The organism is Variovorax sp. Root318D1, assembly GCF_001424835.1.
GTDB lineage: Bacteria > Pseudomonadota > Gammaproteobacteria > Burkholderiales > Burkholderiaceae_C > Variovorax.
Genome location: NZ_LMCQ01000025.1, coordinates 231,226 through 246,149 on the forward strand (window position 1 = coordinate 231,226; position 14,924 = coordinate 246,149).

The window sequence follows — 14,924 nt, forward strand, 5'->3', positions numbered from 1 at the left end:
GCCATGTCATGACCCGCTTCATCGATGTTCACAGCCTGGTTCGCCTGGTGGACGAAACCGGCGTACCTGAATTTCTCGCGGCGCTGGCCGACGCGCTGCGCGACGACTTCATGCGCTGGCGCGAGTTCGACAAGAAGGCGCGCGTCGCCAGCCACTCTCACCTTGGCGTGATCGAGCTGATGCCGGTGGCCGACGATGGCGCCTACGCCTTCAAATACGTCAACGGGCATCCGCACAACACGGCGGTCGGGCTGCCCACGGTGATGGCCTTTGGCGTGCTGGCCGAGGTCGATACCGGCTATCCGGTGCTGCTGTCGGAACTCACGCTCACCACCGCGCTGCGCACCGCCGCCACTTCGGCCATGGCGGCACAGGTGCTGGCGCGGGCCGGCTCGCGCAGCCTGGCGCTGATCGGCAACGGATCGCAAAGCGAGTTCCAGGCCCTGGCTTTCCATGCGCTGCTGGGCATCGAGGAGGTGCGCGTTTTCGACGTCGATCCGCACGCTACCGACAAGCTGGTTCGCCATCTTTCCGCCTGCACGCCGCTCGAGGTGGTGCGCGCCCATTCGGTGGCCGAGGCCGTGCGCGGCGCGGACATCGTCACCACGGTTACGGCGCACCAAGGCCACGAGATCGTGCTTGCGCCCGAGATGATCGAGCCGGGCATGCACATCAACGCGGTGGGTGGCGACTCGCCCGGCAAGACCGAGCTGCATCCTGCCGTGCTGCGCATGGCGCGCGTCTTCGTCGAATATGAACCGCAGACCCGGGCCGAGGGCGAGATTCAGCAGCTGCCGGCCGACTTTCCGGTGCACGAACTCTGGGAGGTGCTGCTCGGCAAGGTGCCCGGACGCGAGAGCGCGGACCAGGTCACCGTGTTCGACTCGGTCGGCTTCGCGCTGGAGGACTACACCGCGCTGCGCTACATCCACCAGCTGGCCATCGAGCGCGGCATCGGCCAGCAGATTGCGCTGGTGCCCGAGCTTGATGACCCGAAGGATCTGTTCGGCATGACCGCTTCCGGCCGGCGCCGGGCGGTGCTGCGGCGTGCGGCATGATGGCGGCATGCTCACCATCTACAACGATCAGCACGCATTGCATCAGGGCAAAGTCGAAATGTTCCGCGGCGAACTGGTGCCGTGTTTCGAGGTGCCCGCGCGCGTCGACCATGTGAAGCATGAGCTGGAGCGCCGCAGCCTGGGCGCGCTGCAAAGGCCTGAAGCTTTCGACGAGGCGCTGCTTGCCAAGGTGCATGCGCCGCGCTACCTGGACTTCATCGCTCATGCCTGGGACGAGTGGGTGGCCCTCGATCCGTCGAACGTGTCGCGCGATGCATTGCCTTCTTACTGGCCCACGCGCGGCATGCGCACTGATGTGCTGCCCAAGAGCTTTCCCGCGCGCATGGGGCTGTTCGCGTTCGATGCGGGCACGCCGCTCATGGCCGGCAGCTGGGCCGCCGCGCGCCACGGCGCGGCCTGCGCGTGGACCGCGGCGCAGCGCGTCATCGGCGGCCAGCGCGCCGCCTTTGCGCTCACGCGGCCTCCGGGCCACCATGCGGGCGCCGATTTCTTTGGCGGCTACTGCTTCATCAACAACGCCGCGGTGGCCGCACAGGCGCTGCGCGACGCGGGCGTGGAGCGGGTGGCGGTGCTCGACGTGGACTATCACCACGGCAATGGCACGCAGGCCATCTTCTACGAGCGCAGCGACGTTCATTTTGCGAGCCTGCACGGCGACCCGATGACCGACTATCCGTATTACCTGGGCCATGCCGACGAGCGCGGCGCCGGTGGGGGGCTCGGCTTCAACCACAACCTGCCGCTGGCGCGCGGCACCGACTTTGCCACTTGGCGCGCGGCGCTGAAGACCGCGCTCGACGGCATCGCCGCGGTGCGTGCGGGCGCGCTGGTCGTGTCGCTCGGCGTTGATACTTTCGAGGGCGACCCGGTCGCGGGCTTTCGCCTCCAGAGCGACGACTACCTGCGCATGGGCGAAGACTTGGCGCGCGCCGGCTTGCCGACGGTCTTCGTTTTCGAGGGCGGTTATGCGGTGGCGGATGTAGGTGTCAACGCGGTCAACGTGCTGGAAGGTTTCGAGCAGGCGGCGGGCTGAACGGTACCGATGAGCCGCCTGCGCGACAGCGCTCGGGTGAGCACCGATTGCCGCAGCCGAAACGGCAGGGCCCAATGCGGCCTTTTCCCCCGTTTCAGGAGCCAGCCATGTCCCGCCGATCCCTTCTCTGTGCCGCAACGCTTGCCGCGTGCGGGCTCCTTTCGCCGCTGGCGGCATTCGCGCAGGCTTTTCCCGCCAAGCCGATCAAGCTGATCATTGCTTTTCCGGCGGGCGGCCCGACCGACATCACCATGCGCCAGCTTGCCGACAACGCAAGCAAGATCATCGGCCAGCCCGTCATCATCGACAACAAGCCCGGCGCCGGCGGCACCTTGCCCGCCCAGGCGCTGCAGACCTCGCAGCCCGACGGCTACACCCTCGCGCAGATTCCGCTCGGCGTGTTCCGCCTCGGCTACACCACCAAGATCAACTGGGACCCGCTCAAGGACATCAGCTACGTCATCAACGTGACGGGCTACGCCTTCGGCATCGTGGTGCCGGCCAGCAGCCCGTTCAAGACCTGGGGCGACTTCGTCGCTTATGCCAAGGCCAATCCCGGCAAGCTCACCTACGGTTCCACCGGCACGCTGACCAGCCCGCACCTGACGACCGAACGCATCGCGCAAACGGTCGGCATCCAGCTGCAGCACGTGCCTTACAAGGGCAGCGCCGATCTGCAGCAGGCGCTGCTCGGCGGTCACCTGATGGCGGGCGCCGACAGCACCGGTTTTGCGCCTCAAGTGGAGGCCGGCAAGCTGCGCGTGCTGAACACCTGGGGCGAGAAGAGGCTTGATAAGTTCCCCGACGTGCCGACCCTGAAGGAACTGGGCATCGACATCGTGCAGAACTCGCCCTTCGGCATCGGAGCCCCCAAGGGCACGCCGCCCGAGGTCGTGAAAAAACTGCACGACGCGTTCAAGCAGGCGATGGAAGAGCCGAGCTACGTCGCCGCGCTGGGCCGCTACGACATGCTGCCGAACTACATGAGCTCGGAAACCTATACCAAGTTTGCGCAGGACACCTTCATGCGCGAGAAGGCTTTGATCGAGAAGCTGGGGCTCGCGAAGCCGAACTGAGGAGTGGAGAGGTGGGCGGTTTCGCGCCGTCCATCAACCGCCGCGCAGCCTGTGGTCAGCGAGCAGTGCGGGCCGAGAGAATGGCGCGCGCCGCTTCGGCGAACCCCGCGCCGCGCTCGCCCTCGGTCACGTAGCGCGGCAGGTGCTCCAACTGCGGCACGAAGCGCGCCACGTTGGCCACGCCGATGCTGTGCGCGAAGGTGCGAAACATAAGCTGGTCGTTCGTGGAATCGCCAACATACGCCCAGCGGTCGATCTCGTCGTCGAGCGTGCGGCCCCAGAGTTCGCGCACGATCCAGCGCGCGCCTTCGAGCTTGTCGTTGTCGCCGTACCAGCCGTTGATGTGGATGCTGCTGACCGTGGCATGCATGCCTTCGCTGCGCATCAAGGCCACGACGTGTGCGATGGTCTCTTCGCTCAGCTGCATAAACTCGCTGTGGTCGATGGCGATGTCGGTCTCTCGGCCCAGCGAATCGGTGGCGCGGCCGGCGCCAGGAATCTCGCGCTCGATGCGCACCAGCACCTGCTGCATCCGATCGAAATTGGCGGCACGGGTTGCCGCATCCTGCTGGTAGCGCTTCTGCAGCTTGCCACCTGGCAGGGGCAGCAGGGCGACGGCGCCGTTCTCCGCCACGATGGAGTCGACGGGCCATGCGGAAACGAAGGGCATGCTCCAGCCGACGGGGCGGCCGGTGATGGCCACGACGTGAAGCCCGGCCGCCTTCAGATCGGCCAGCGCCTTCAGAGCGTCGGGTGTGATGGCGCCCTCGGTCGTGAGGGTGTCGTCAATGTCGGTGAACACGCCGATCAGATTGCTGCGCGCAGTCGCCGCCCACTGCGCCAGCGGCAGCAGATGATGGGGCGAGGAGGGCAGAGAGCTCGGCTGGCGCATGCCCGGCTCAGCCTGCACTCTGCAGCGCCAACCCCGCATGCTCCCGCAGCGGATGGAAATGGATCTTCGGAAAGCGCTCTTGCGCCAACCGCACGTCGTAGGGCGAGGTGCACAGGAAGGCCAGCGTGTCGGCCGCATCCTTTGCCATGCGCTGCGGATAGGCGTGGACGAACTCGCGCAGCTCGGCCGGCGAATCGGCCGTGATCCAGCGCGCGCCGGTGTACTGGCAGCCTTCGAGGCGCACGTCGGCGTCGTACTCGGCCTTCAGGCGGTGCTGCACCACTTCGAACTGCAGCTGCCCGACGGCACCCAGCAGCATTGGTCCGCCGATCTCGGGGCGGAACACCTGGATCGCGCCTTCTTCGCCGAGCTGGGCCAGGCCCTGCTGCAACTGCTTGGTGCGCAGCGGGTTCTTCAGGATCACCGTCATGAAGAGTTCGGGCGCGAAGAAGGGCAGACCGGTGAACTGCAGGCTCGCACCGTCGGTGATGGTGTCGCCGAGTTGAACGCCGCCATGCGTGGTGAAGCCGACGATGTCGCCCGCATAGGCCTCTTCGACCGCCTCGCGCCGCTGGCTCATGAATGTGACCACGCTGGTCGGTCGCAGCTCCTTGGAGGTGCGCTGCACCTTGAGCTTCATGCCCGGCGTGTACTTGCCCGACGCCATGCGCACGAAGGCGATGCGGTCGCGGTGGTTGGCGTCCATGTTGGCCTGCACCTTGAAGACCACGCCCGCGAAGTCCTTGTCCTCGGGCTGGATCTCCTTCACCACCGGCTGGCGGTTGACCATCGTGGTGCTGGTGCGCGACTGCGGCGAAGGCGCGAGGTCGACCAGCGCATCGAGCACTTCCATCACGCCGAAGTTGTTCACGCCGGAGCCGAAGAACACGGGCGTCTGCTTGCCGGCCAGGAAGGCTTCGCGGTCCCAGGTGGGCGAGGCGCCGGTGGCCAGTTCCATGCTGTCCATGGCGGATTCGAAGTCGGCGCCGAAGCGCTTGGTGAGCGTGTCGCGCTCCGAGAGCGGAATGGTCTCGAAGTCGTGCGGCAGCCGCTCGCTGCCCGACTCGAACACCGTCATCGCCTGCGTGCGCAGGTTCATGATGCCGCGGAACGACTTGCCCTGACCCACGGGCCACGTCATTGGCACGCAGGGCATGCCCAACTCGCGCTCCACCTCGTCGAGGATGTCGAGCGGCTCGCGCACCTCACGGTCCATCTTGTTGACGAAGGTGATGATGGGCGTATCGCGCTGGCGGCAAACCTCGATCAGCCGGCGCGTCTGCGATTCCACACCGTTGGCGGCGTCGATCACCATCAGCGCCGAGTCCACGGCCGTGAGCACGCGGTAGGTGTCTTCCGAAAAGTCCTTGTGGCCGGGCGTGTCGAGCAGGTTGATCACGTGGTCGCGGTACAGCATCTGCATGACCGACGAGGCCACCGAGATGCCGCGCTGCTTCTCGATTTCCATCCAGTCGGAGGTGGCATGGCGCGAGGCCTTGCGCGCCTTCACCGAGCCGGCAATCTGGATCGCGCCCGAGAAAAGCAGCAGCTTCTCAGTCAGCGTGGTCTTGCCGGCGTCAGGGTGGGAAATGATCGCAAAGGTGCGGCGGCGGCGGGTTTCGGCAAGAAAAGACAAGGTGGGCAATCTGCAGGGGAATGCCCGATTTTAGAAGGGCGGTCCCGAGCCGCCCGCCCGAGCCGCCGAAAACGCCTTACTTGCGCTTGAGCATCTTGGTCACTTCGTCCACATTCGCCTGAATCCGCTGGCGCACCAGCTCGAATGCATCCGCCTGCGACTTGGCTGCAAGGTTGGCCAGTTCCTTGATGTCGTCAATGGCTCGCTGGAACGATTGGCGGCCGAGCTCGTCGAGCTTGGCGAAATTGGCCTTGGGGTCTTTGCCAGGCATTTCCTTGGCGGCCGTCTGCCACTCGGTGATGGCGCTCTTGATCATCTCGGTCTGCCGCTGCACCACGGTCTGCAGGCCCTGGTAGGACTTTTCGTTGGCCTGCATCAGTGCCTGAAGGTCCTTCTGGCCGCTCTCGAGCAGCTTGCTCGCGCCGCCGGTCAGGTTGAGCTCCTGCAGCCGGTCGGTCATGGCCTTGAGATTCTTCATTGGGTTGAGCATGTCGGCGGCACTGGGGGCCTCCGCCTTGGTGCTGCTGCTGTCGTTGTTGTCGCTGCTGCCGGCAGTGGTTTTCTTCGCGGCGGCTTTCTTGGCAGTGGCCATGGTGCGGTATCTCCTGTGTCGAGTGGACGGGGAATGACGAGGACCGGCCGGACGGCAAAAGTCCCTCGCCACGATACGCCGCACCGGCACGGCCGCAATGCCCGCGGCGACAAATTCGCCTGCGGGATTTCCCTTGGGTTACATCGGCGGCGCGAAGCCGTTGCGCCCGGCGGTCACGCGCAGCGCCGTGGGCGTGCCGTCCCTTTCCTGCGCATTGACCAGCACCTTGGCGCCGGGCACCAGCAGGGACTCGGTGCCGGGGCGGAAGGTCACGACCGGCACATTGGGCGGCACGACCACGGTCTTCTCGCCGCCCTTGTAGGTCAGCCGAAGCTGTTGCCCGCCGCGCACCGACTTTGGCGCCGCGGCCAGGTCGGCGACGGTGGCGTTGGTCATGGTGCTCTGTGGCAGCAGGTCCCATGGACGGTGGCCTTCGCCGGTACCGCGCGCGGCCTCCGGGAACACCACCACCTCGAGCGCTTTCTGCGTGCCGTCGGCCTGCGGCATGGCGGCGGTTCCGATGAAGCTGCCCTGCTTGATGTCGGAAAGCTTGATCGGATAGACCTCCGACACCGTCATGTCGGCCGGCCGCGCAAGGCTGACGACCTCGCCGCCGCGGTCTTGCACGACAAGGGTTTTTGCATCGACGCGAACGATGGTGCCGCGAATGCGCACCGGGTCGGAGCCCGCCTGTGCGGAGGCGAGGACCGGCGCGCCGGCGGACAGAAGGGCGGCTGAGGCCAGCAGGGCGGGGGAGATTCTTCTGAAGCGCATGAATGTAACTTCCGTGGTTTGGGGGCAAATCAATGTACGCCTCGGTGCCGCAACGCGCTTTCCGGGATGCGGGATATCCGAGCGATTGGCTCGTTTTGTCTGCCCGTCTACAATCCGCGGTTCCGAGGAGCGTTGCAGCGCCGTCAGGCGTGAGGCTCGGACCACATCGCAACCACGCTCACCCGCTGTTCTCGCGGTGAGTCTTTTCCCCGAACGCAGTGGCACCTTTCAAACTAGCTTTGTTGGAGTTCTCATGAGCGCTGTTCTCAAGCCCACCCCCGTTTCCACCGCCGACCAGGCGATTGCCGACCTGTCGCTGGCCGCCTGGGGCCGCAAGGAAATCCGCATCGCGGAAACCGAGATGCCCGGCCTGATGGCCATCCGCGAAGAGTTCTCGAAGGCGCAGCCGCTCAAGGGCGCGCGCATCACGGGCTCGTTGCACATGACGATCCAGACGGCCGTGCTGATCGAGACGCTGCAAGCGCTCGGCGCCACGGTGCGCTGGGCTTCGTGCAACATCTTCTCGACGCAGGACCATGCCGCCGCTGCTATTGCGGCCGCCGGCACGCCGGTGTTCGCGATCAAGGGCGAGTCGCTGACGGACTACTGGGACTACACCCACGCCATCTTCGACTTCGGCCCCAAGGGTTCGAAGGGCGAAGGCCCGAACATGATTTTGGACGACGGCGGCGACGCCACGCTGCTGATGCACCTGGGCCAGCGCGCCGAAAAAGACCTGGGCGTGCTCGCCAACCCGACCAGCGAGGAAGAACGCATCCTCTACGCGGCCATCAAGGCCAAGCTGGCCGTCGATTCGACCTGGTACACCCGCAAGTCGTCCGAAATCATCGGCGTGACCGAGGAAACGACGACCGGCGTGCACCGCCTGAACGAGATGAGCGCCAAGGGCACGCTGCTGTTCCGCGCCATCAACGTGAACGACTCGGTCACCAAGAGCAAGTTCGACAACCTGTACGGCTGCCGCGAATCGCTGGTGGACGGCATCAAGCGCGCCACCGACGTGATGATTGCCGGCAAGGTGGCCTGCGTGGCCGGCTACGGCGACGTGGGCAAGGGCTCGGCCCAGGCGCTGCGCGCACTGAGCGCCCAGGTGTGGGTGACCGAGATTGACCCCATCAACGCACTGCAGGCCGCGATGGAAGGCTACAAGGTCGTCACGATGGAATATGCCGCCGACAAGGCCGACATCTTCGTGACCACCACCGGCAACAAGGACGTCATCACGCATGACACCATGGCCAAGATGAAGGACCAGGCCATCGTCTGCAACATCGGCCACTTCGACAACGAGATCGACGTGGCATCGATCGAGAAGTACGAGTGGGAAGAAATCAAGCCGCAGGTCGACCACATCAAGTTCCCCGACGGCAAGAAGATCATCCTCTTGGCCAAGGGCCGTCTCGTGAACCTGGGCTGTGGCACGGGCCATCCGAGCTTCGTGATGTCGTCGTCGTTCGCCAACCAGACCATTGCCCAGATCGAGCTCTTCACCAAGCCCGATGCCTACCAGGCCGGCAAGGTCTACGTGCTGCCCAAGCACCTGGACGAAAAGGTTGCGCGCCTGCACCTGAAGAAGGTCGGCGCCATGCTCACCGAGCTGACCGACGAGCAGGCCGCCTACATCGGCGTGAACAAGGCGGGTCCGTACAAGGCGGACACGTACCGGTACTGAATGCGCGCTGATCAATTGCTGGTCGAACGCGGCCTCGCCGCGTCGCGCTCTCAAGCTGTGCGGCTCATTGCCGGCGGCATGCGGTGGCGCGATGCGGGTACGGGCGATGCGTGGCGCTCGGTCGTGAAGAACCGCGACGAAGTGCCCGAGTCCGCCGAGCTCGAGCTCGACGATGCCGCGGAGGCGCGCTACGTGTCGCGCGGCGGGCTCAAGCTCGAAGGCGCGCTGACTGCAAGCAGCGTGGACCCGGCGGGCAAGCTGTGTCTCGACGTCGGCCAATCGACCGGCGGCTTCACCGATTGCCTGCTGCAGCGCGGCGCTGCGAAGGTGGTGGGCGTCGACGTGGGCCATGGGCAGCTGCATGCGCGGTTGCGCGAGGACGAGCGTGTCGTGGCCATCGAGGGCGTCAATGCGCGGGCCTTGTCGCCGGACGACCTTCAGGAAGAAGGCGAAGAGCCTTCCGAGCCGCGTTTCGACCTCATCGTCGGCGACCTGTCATTCATCTCGCAAACGCTGGTGCTGCCGGCCGTGGTGCCGTTCCTGGCTGACGACGGGCACCTGCTGGTGCTGGTCAAACCGCAGTTCGAACTGCAGCCGGGGCAGGTCGGCAAGGGCGGCATCGTGCGCGACGAGTCGATGTATGCGGTGGTCGAAAAGCGCTTGCGCGATGCCTGCGAGGCACTCGACCTGCGCGTGCTGCAGTGGTTCGACAGCCCCATTGCCGGCGGCGACGGCAACCGCGAGTTTTTCATTCACGCCGTGCGCGTTGCTTACGCAAACGGCTCTTAAGGAGACGCAGGTGCGCCTTCCTCTGAGTTTCGAATTCTTTCCGACCAAGACGCCCGAAGGCGCGGTCAAGCTGCGCGCGGTGCGCCAGCAGCTGTATGCGCGCAAGCCCGAGTTCTGCTCGGTCACCTACGGCGCGGGCGGGTCCACGCACCAGGGCACTTTCGGTGCGGTGCGCGAGATCCTGTCCGAAGGCGTGGATGCCGCGAGTCATTTCTCGTGCATCGGCGCCACGCGGGCCACCGTGCGCGAGCAACTGGCCGAGCTGAAGGCCATGGGCGTGAAGCGCCTCGTGGCGCTGCGCGGCGATCTGCCGAGCGGTTACGGCATCGGCGGCGAGTTCCTGTACGCCAGTGACCTCGTGGCCTTCATCCGCGAAGAAACGGGCCGCGACTTTCACATCGAGGTGGCTTGCTACCCCGAGGTGCATCCGCAGGCGCGCTCGCCCGAGGCCGACCTGCAGGCCTTTGCCGCCAAGGTAAAGGCCGGGGCTGATTCGGCGATCACGCAGTATTTCTTCAGCCCCGAGGCCTACTTTCGCTTTGTCGACGAGGCCCGCAAGCTGGGGCTCGACACGCCCATCGTGCCCGGCATCATGCCGATCACCAGCTCGACGCAGCTCATGCGCTTTTCAGACGCCTGCGGCGCCGAGATCCCGCGCTGGATCCGGCTGCGGCTGCAAGGCTTTGGCGACGACACGGCATCCATCAAGGCTTTCGGCCTCGACGTAGTGACGGAGCTCTGCGCGCGTCTGCGAGACGGCGGCGCACCGGCGCTGCATTTCTACACGATGAACCAGTCGACGGCGACGCTGGCTGTTTTGGAGCGCCTCGGTTGAGGGAGGCGCGCGCAGGAGCGGCAAATTCGCTGCGCGCGGCTTTTCGCGTCGCGCTCGTGGCGGCGACTTGCGCAATTGCCGGCTGTGCCATGCCTCCCGCCACCGAGGGCGGCCAGCCGGAGAAGGACGCCAAGCTGTTGCCGCTGCCGCGCCAGTTGGCTGTGCCGCCGGGCGCGCCGGCTCGATCGAGCGTGCCGTCGGTGCGCTACGACCTGGCCGTGTCGGGTAGCGGCGAGTTGGGGCCCGACGACGGCGTGCCTGGCGACGGGCCCCGTGAGATCTTCGAGCGTGGCGGGGCGTCCTGGTATGGCATTCCGTTCCACCAGCGCAAGACCGCGAGCGGCGAGCGCTTCGACATGATGGCCATGACGGCGGCCCACAAGACCTTGCCGTTCAACACCCGCGTCTGCGTGCGCAGCCTGGTCACCGGCAGCGAAGTGCTGGTGCGTATCACCGACCGGGGGCCCTATGCGCAGGGCCGCATCATCGATCTGAGCCGTGCCGCGGCCGAACGCATCGGCATGATCGGGCTCGGCATCAAGCAGGTGGCGCTGACGATCGTCGACCGCGAGGGCATGCGTTGCGGGGGTGCCGAGGTCGAGGTCGCCGACGCGCAGGCTCAAACGGCCTCCCCCGCACCTGTACGCCGCAAGGTGAAAGTGCCGCCGCGCGGCCGCCGATAAGCCCTGAAGAAAAGACCCGCAGGGGGAGAGGCTAGCCCCCTGCGTCGAGCGAAAAGGCGGCGTGCCGGTCTTGGGCCAGCCGCTCCACCAACTGGGGCAGGGCGGCGGCCAGCAGCGGCTTCAGCGTGTAGGGCGGATTGATCAGGAACATGCCGCTGGCTGGCAGCCCTGGGCGCTGGGTTTCGCCCGTTTCCTTGGTGATCAGCTTGCTCGACTTGACCGTGAGCGTGGCGTGCAGCCAGGGCTTGCCGGCCTTGGTGGCCAGGGTCTTGAGCCGCCGCGGCAAGTCGTGCGCCTCGGGCCGCGGAATGATCGGGTACCAGATGGCGTAGGTGCCGGTTGCAAAGCGCTTGAGCGCCTCGGCCGCGAAGTCGAGCACGCGGCCGTAGTCGCTTTTGATCTCGTAGCTCGGGTCCATCAGCACCAGCGCACGGCGCGAAGGCGGCGGCAGGAACTTGGTGGCGCTGCCGAAACCGTCTTCGCGCAGCACCGCGATCTGCCGGCCCGCCTCGAGCTGGGCGATGTTGGCGTCCAGTGTGCGGGCATCGGTCGGGTGCAACTCGAACAGCTTGAGCTTGTCGTGGTCGCGCAGCAGGTGCTGCACGATGAAAGGCGAGCCGGGATAGATGCGCGCGCCGCCCTTGGGATTGAAGTCGTGGATCACGCTCAGGTAGCGCGCAATCGCGTCAGCCAGGGGAGCGTCGGCTTCAGGTGCCGATGCCTTTTTGGCAGCTGACTTTGCAGCCGGAGCAGGCGCGGCAGGCGCTTTCTTCTCGGAAAGCAGGCGCAATATGCCTTCGGCCGCTTCGCCGCTCGTGCCTGCGTAGTCGCCGTCGAGCCGGTACAGGCCGGCGCCGGCGTGGGTGTCGACAACGGTCAGGGCTGCTTCTTTTTCAAGCAGGTGATCGAGCGTGGCAATCAGCACCGTGTGCTTGAGCACGTCGGCGTGGTTGCCGGCATGGAAGGCGTGGCGGTAACTGAACATAGGGTGAGGATGGTAACGTCTCGGGCTCCCCGGCAGGCTTCAATTTGCTTCGATGGCCCGATTCTTCGTATAATCGCGGGCTTCGCAGCGTTTTTGTAGCCCCGCGGCGAAGGCACTCCCCGTCATGCGGGGCGTGAAACCCACCTAAGAGATTCCCGTCAGAGGAACGCCGACCGTGGAAAAGGGCTCGCCAAACCCTCTTTTCAAGAGAAAACTCATGACCAAAACGTTCAGCGCCAAGCCCGCTGACGTGACGCACGAGTGGTTTGTGATTGACGCGACCGACAAGGTCCTCGGACGAGTAGCCAGCGAAGTTGCTCTCCGTTTGCGCGGCAAACACAAGGCCATTTACACGCCTCACGTCGATACCGGTGACTTCATCGTCATCATCAACGCCGCGCAACTGCGCGTCACCGGCGCCAAGTCGATCGACAAGGTGTACTACCGTCACTCGGGCTATCCCGGCGGTATCACGGCGACCAACTTCCGCGACATGCAATCCAAGCACCCGGGCCGCGCCCTGGAAAAGGCTGTCAAGGGCATGCTGCCCAAGGGCCCGCTTGGCTACGCGATGATCAAGAAACTCAAGGTGTACGGTGGCGCTGAGCACCCGCATACCGCCCAACAGCCCAAAGTGCTGGAACTGTAAGGAGCCTTGAGAATGATTGGTGAATGGAACAATGGCACCGGCCGTCGCAAATCGAGCGTCGCCCGTGTGTTTCTGAAAAAGGGCTCGGGCAAGATCACGGTCAACGGCAAGGACATTCAAGAGTTCTTCGGCCGCGAAACCTCGATCATGATCGCGAAGCAACCCCTGGTGCTGACCAACAACACCGAAACGTTCGACGTCATGGTCAACGTGAACGGCGGCGGCGAATCGGGCCAGGCCGGCGCAACGCGCCACGGCATCACCCGTGCGCTGATCGACTACGACGCAAGCCTGAAGCCGGTGCTGAGCCAGGCTGGCTTCGTGACCCGCGATGCGCGTGAAGTCGAACGTAAGAAGGTCGGCTTGCACTCTGCACGCCGCCGCAAGCAGTTCAGCAAGCGCTGATACTGTTCGCTACGGACAAAGCCGCCCTCGGGCGGCTTTTTCATTGCGGCACCTTGGCGCAGGCGTGTTCGACCCCACTTATGTTGGGTGCTCGTCGCCGCCGACCTGCCAGGAATGCCGCATTGCAGTAGCATTGGTTCATTGGCCGCATGTCCGGCCCTCAAGGAGTTATCCCACATGAGCGCTGTTGCCGAAAATATTCAGACCCAGATGCCCGAACCGATTGTCTTCACCGACAGCGCGGCTGCCAAGGTGGCCGACCTGATCGCCGAAGAAGGCAATCCCGACCTCAAGCTGCGCGTATTCGTGCAGGGTGGCGGGTGCTCGGGCTTCCAGTACGGTTTCACCTTCGATGAAATCACGAACGAAGACGACACGACCATGACCAAGAACGGCGTGTCGCTGCTGATCGATGCCATGAGCTACCAGTACCTCGTCGGCGCCGAAATTGACTACAAGGAAGACCTGCAGGGCGCCCAGTTCGTGATCAAGAACCCGAACGCCACCAGCACCTGCGGCTGCGGATCGAGCTTCTCGGCCTGAGCCTCTTCGTCGCGTTCTTTGACAAAGCCGCCTTCGGGCGGCTTTTTGTTGGGACACAGGGGTCCCCGCTCAGCTCAGGCTGGATAGACCGCGCCGAGCACGCGGGCGCCACGGGCTCCGGTGACACTGGCAAGGTTGCCGGCCTCGCGCCGTACCGTGCTGCGCGCCAGCCAGGCAAACGCCGCGGCCTCGACCTGCTGAGGCGGCAGGCCGTGCTTGGTGGAGGCGGCCACCTCGACGCCCGGCAGCAGCGCGCGCAAGCGGGCGAGCAGGTGGTCGTTCAAGGCGCCGCCGCCGCACACAATCAGTAGTTTGCTATCGTTTCCGTAGCGCAGAACATCGTCCGCGCAGACACTGGCAGTGAATTCGGCCAGGGTTGCCTGCACATCGGCGGGCGCGGCGGCCGTGGCTGTGCCGAGGCATGCAGAAAGCCAGGCGGGGTTGAACAGGTCCCGCCCTGTGCTTTTGGGAGGCTGCTTCGCAAAATAGGCCTCAGCCCGCAGGCGCGTGAGCAACTCGGGCAGCGCCTGGCCGCTGGCCGCCCATTGGCCGGCGCGGTCGAAGGGCTGGCCGGTATGCAGCTGGCACCAGTGATCCATCAAGGCATTGCCAGGCCCGCAATCGAAGCCAAGCACCGCCGGATCTCCAGGCGCATCGGCAGCGGGAAGCAGGCTCAAGTTGGAAATGCCGCCGATGTTCAGCACCGCCACGGATTCGCCAACCCGCGCGAAGAGTGCGCGGTGAAAGGCCGGCACCAGCGGGGCGCCTTGGCCGCCTGCCGCCAGGTCGCGGCTGCGGAAGTCCGCCACCACCTCGATGCCGGTCAATTCCGCCAGCAGCGAGGGATTGTTGAGTTGCAGCGTGTAGCCGACGCCGTCGAACTCGGTGGGCCGGTGGCGCACTGTCTGGCCGTGGGCGCCGAGAGCGGTCACCTCGACGGCGAGGGTGCCGCTGCCCGCCAGGAGCTGAGCGACCACGTCCGCATAGGCCCGGGCCAAGCCGTTGCCCGCCAGGGCGGCACGATGCAGTTCGTTGTCGCCGGGCGTGTTCAGCGCCAGCAGTTCAGCGCGCAGCGCTTCGGGGAATGGGGCCGAGGCATAGGCCCGCACGGCGATGCGGCCGTCCGAAAAATCGGCCAGGACGCCGTCGACCCCGTCGAGCGACGTGCCGGACATCAGGCCGATGAAGAGTTCGGCGGCGGCCATCGCTGAATGGGAGGGCGAGTGGGCTGCGCTGTGCCGGCTGCCGCTGCGCCGCCCG

At 65.8% G+C, this 14,924-nt stretch carries 16 protein-coding genes and 1 riboswitch; of the genes, 10 read left to right on the top strand and 6 right to left on the bottom strand.

All coding sequences use genetic code 11. The features are described from left to right. Positions 1-8 precede the first annotated feature (8 nt). The 3 genes from ASC78_RS26170 (at position 9) to ASC78_RS26180 (ending at position 3,188) form a co-directional block, all read left to right on the top strand. Positions 9-1,058: an ornithine cyclodeaminase gene (locus ASC78_RS26170; protein ID WP_055808473.1), complete on the top strand. Its 1,050-nt coding sequence runs from the start codon at positions 9-11 to the stop codon at positions 1,056-1,058. Between the two features lie 7 nt (positions 1,059-1,065). Next, complete coding sequence (locus ASC78_RS26175; protein ID WP_055808475.1) at positions 1,066-2,112, top strand: histone deacetylase family protein; 1,047 nt, start codon at positions 1,066-1,068, stop codon at positions 2,110-2,112. Positions 2,113-2,219: 107 nt separating this feature from the next. Continuing rightward, the gene (locus ASC78_RS26180; protein WP_055808272.1) at positions 2,220-3,188 is read left to right on the top strand and encodes a Bug family tripartite tricarboxylate transporter substrate binding protein; all 969 of its coding nucleotides are present in this window, start codon (positions 2,220-2,222) and stop codon (positions 3,186-3,188) included. A gap of 55 nt (positions 3,189-3,243) precedes the next feature. Here the strand turns inward: ASC78_RS26180 and ASC78_RS26185 are convergent, their stop codons facing one another. The 4 genes from ASC78_RS26185 to ASC78_RS26200 form a co-directional block, all read right to left on the bottom strand. Next, entirely contained in the window at positions 3,244-4,080 is an 837-nt protein-coding gene (locus ASC78_RS26185) for an HAD family hydrolase (RefSeq protein ID WP_055808476.1), read from the bottom strand. A 7-nt stretch (positions 4,081-4,087) separates the two neighbouring features. Next, the gene (locus ASC78_RS26190) at positions 4,088-5,716 is read right to left on the bottom strand and encodes a peptide chain release factor 3 (protein WP_055808275.1); all 1,629 of its coding nucleotides are present in this window, start codon (positions 5,714-5,716) and stop codon (positions 4,088-4,090) included. A 76-nt stretch (positions 5,717-5,792) separates the two neighbouring features. After that, a complete protein-coding gene (phaP, locus tag ASC78_RS26195; RefSeq protein ID WP_055808277.1) occupies positions 5,793-6,308 on the bottom strand; it encodes a TIGR01841 family phasin in 516 nt (171 codons plus the stop codon). 138 nt (positions 6,309-6,446) lie between these two features. Further along, complete coding sequence (locus ASC78_RS26200) at positions 6,447-7,082, bottom strand: hypothetical protein (protein ID WP_055808278.1); 636 nt, start codon at positions 7,080-7,082, stop codon at positions 6,447-6,449. A 118-nt stretch (positions 7,083-7,200) separates the two neighbouring features. Continuing rightward, positions 7,201-7,269, top strand: a riboswitch (S-adenosyl-L-homocysteine riboswitch). A 66-nt stretch (positions 7,270-7,335) separates the two neighbouring features. Between ASC78_RS26200 and ahcY the strand changes: the two genes are divergently transcribed. The 4 genes from ahcY (at position 7,336) to ASC78_RS26220 (ending at position 11,082) form a co-directional block, all read left to right on the top strand. Beyond that, complete coding sequence (gene ahcY, locus ASC78_RS26205) at positions 7,336-8,775, top strand: adenosylhomocysteinase (RefSeq protein ID WP_055808280.1); 1,440 nt, start codon at positions 7,336-7,338, stop codon at positions 8,773-8,775. Further along, the gene (locus tag ASC78_RS26210) at positions 8,776-9,564 is read left to right on the top strand and encodes a TlyA family RNA methyltransferase (RefSeq protein ID WP_055808282.1); all 789 of its coding nucleotides are present in this window, start codon (positions 8,776-8,778) and stop codon (positions 9,562-9,564) included. It begins immediately after the preceding gene. A gap of 10 nt (positions 9,565-9,574) precedes the next feature. After that, positions 9,575-10,399, top strand: coding sequence for a methylenetetrahydrofolate reductase [NAD(P)H] (gene metF / locus ASC78_RS26215; protein WP_055808284.1), 825 nt, complete (start codon positions 9,575-9,577; stop codon positions 10,397-10,399). A gap of 89 nt (positions 10,400-10,488) precedes the next feature. Further along, a complete protein-coding gene (locus ASC78_RS26220; RefSeq protein WP_055808478.1) occupies positions 10,489-11,082 on the top strand; it encodes a septal ring lytic transglycosylase RlpA family protein in 594 nt (197 codons plus the stop codon). Positions 11,083-11,113: 31 nt separating this feature from the next. Here the strand turns inward: ASC78_RS26220 and ASC78_RS26225 are convergent, their stop codons facing one another. Then, a complete protein-coding gene (locus ASC78_RS26225; protein WP_055808286.1) occupies positions 11,114-12,067 on the bottom strand; it encodes a 23S rRNA (adenine(2030)-N(6))-methyltransferase RlmJ in 954 nt (317 codons plus the stop codon). Positions 12,068-12,284: 217 nt separating this feature from the next. On the opposite strand from ASC78_RS26225, the gene rplM reads away from it, so the two are divergent. From rplM to erpA, 3 genes are all read left to right on the top strand, one after another. Next, on the top strand, positions 12,285-12,716 hold the full coding sequence (gene rplM, locus ASC78_RS26230) for a 50S ribosomal protein L13 (protein WP_028259766.1): 432 nt from the start codon (positions 12,285-12,287) through the stop codon (positions 12,714-12,716). A gap of 12 nt (positions 12,717-12,728) precedes the next feature. Further along, positions 12,729-13,121: a 30S ribosomal protein S9 gene (gene rpsI / locus ASC78_RS26235; RefSeq protein ID WP_055808288.1), complete on the top strand. Its 393-nt coding sequence runs from the start codon at positions 12,729-12,731 to the stop codon at positions 13,119-13,121. A gap of 177 nt (positions 13,122-13,298) precedes the next feature. Continuing rightward, complete coding sequence (gene erpA, locus ASC78_RS26240; RefSeq protein WP_007827949.1) at positions 13,299-13,664, top strand: iron-sulfur cluster insertion protein ErpA; 366 nt, start codon at positions 13,299-13,301, stop codon at positions 13,662-13,664. 74 nt (positions 13,665-13,738) lie between these two features. On the opposite strand, the gene ASC78_RS26245 is transcribed toward erpA, so the two are convergent. Further along, entirely contained in the window at positions 13,739-14,869 is a 1,131-nt protein-coding gene (locus ASC78_RS26245; RefSeq protein ID WP_055808290.1) for an anhydro-N-acetylmuramic acid kinase, read from the bottom strand. Between the last annotated feature and the right edge of the window lie 55 nt (positions 14,870-14,924).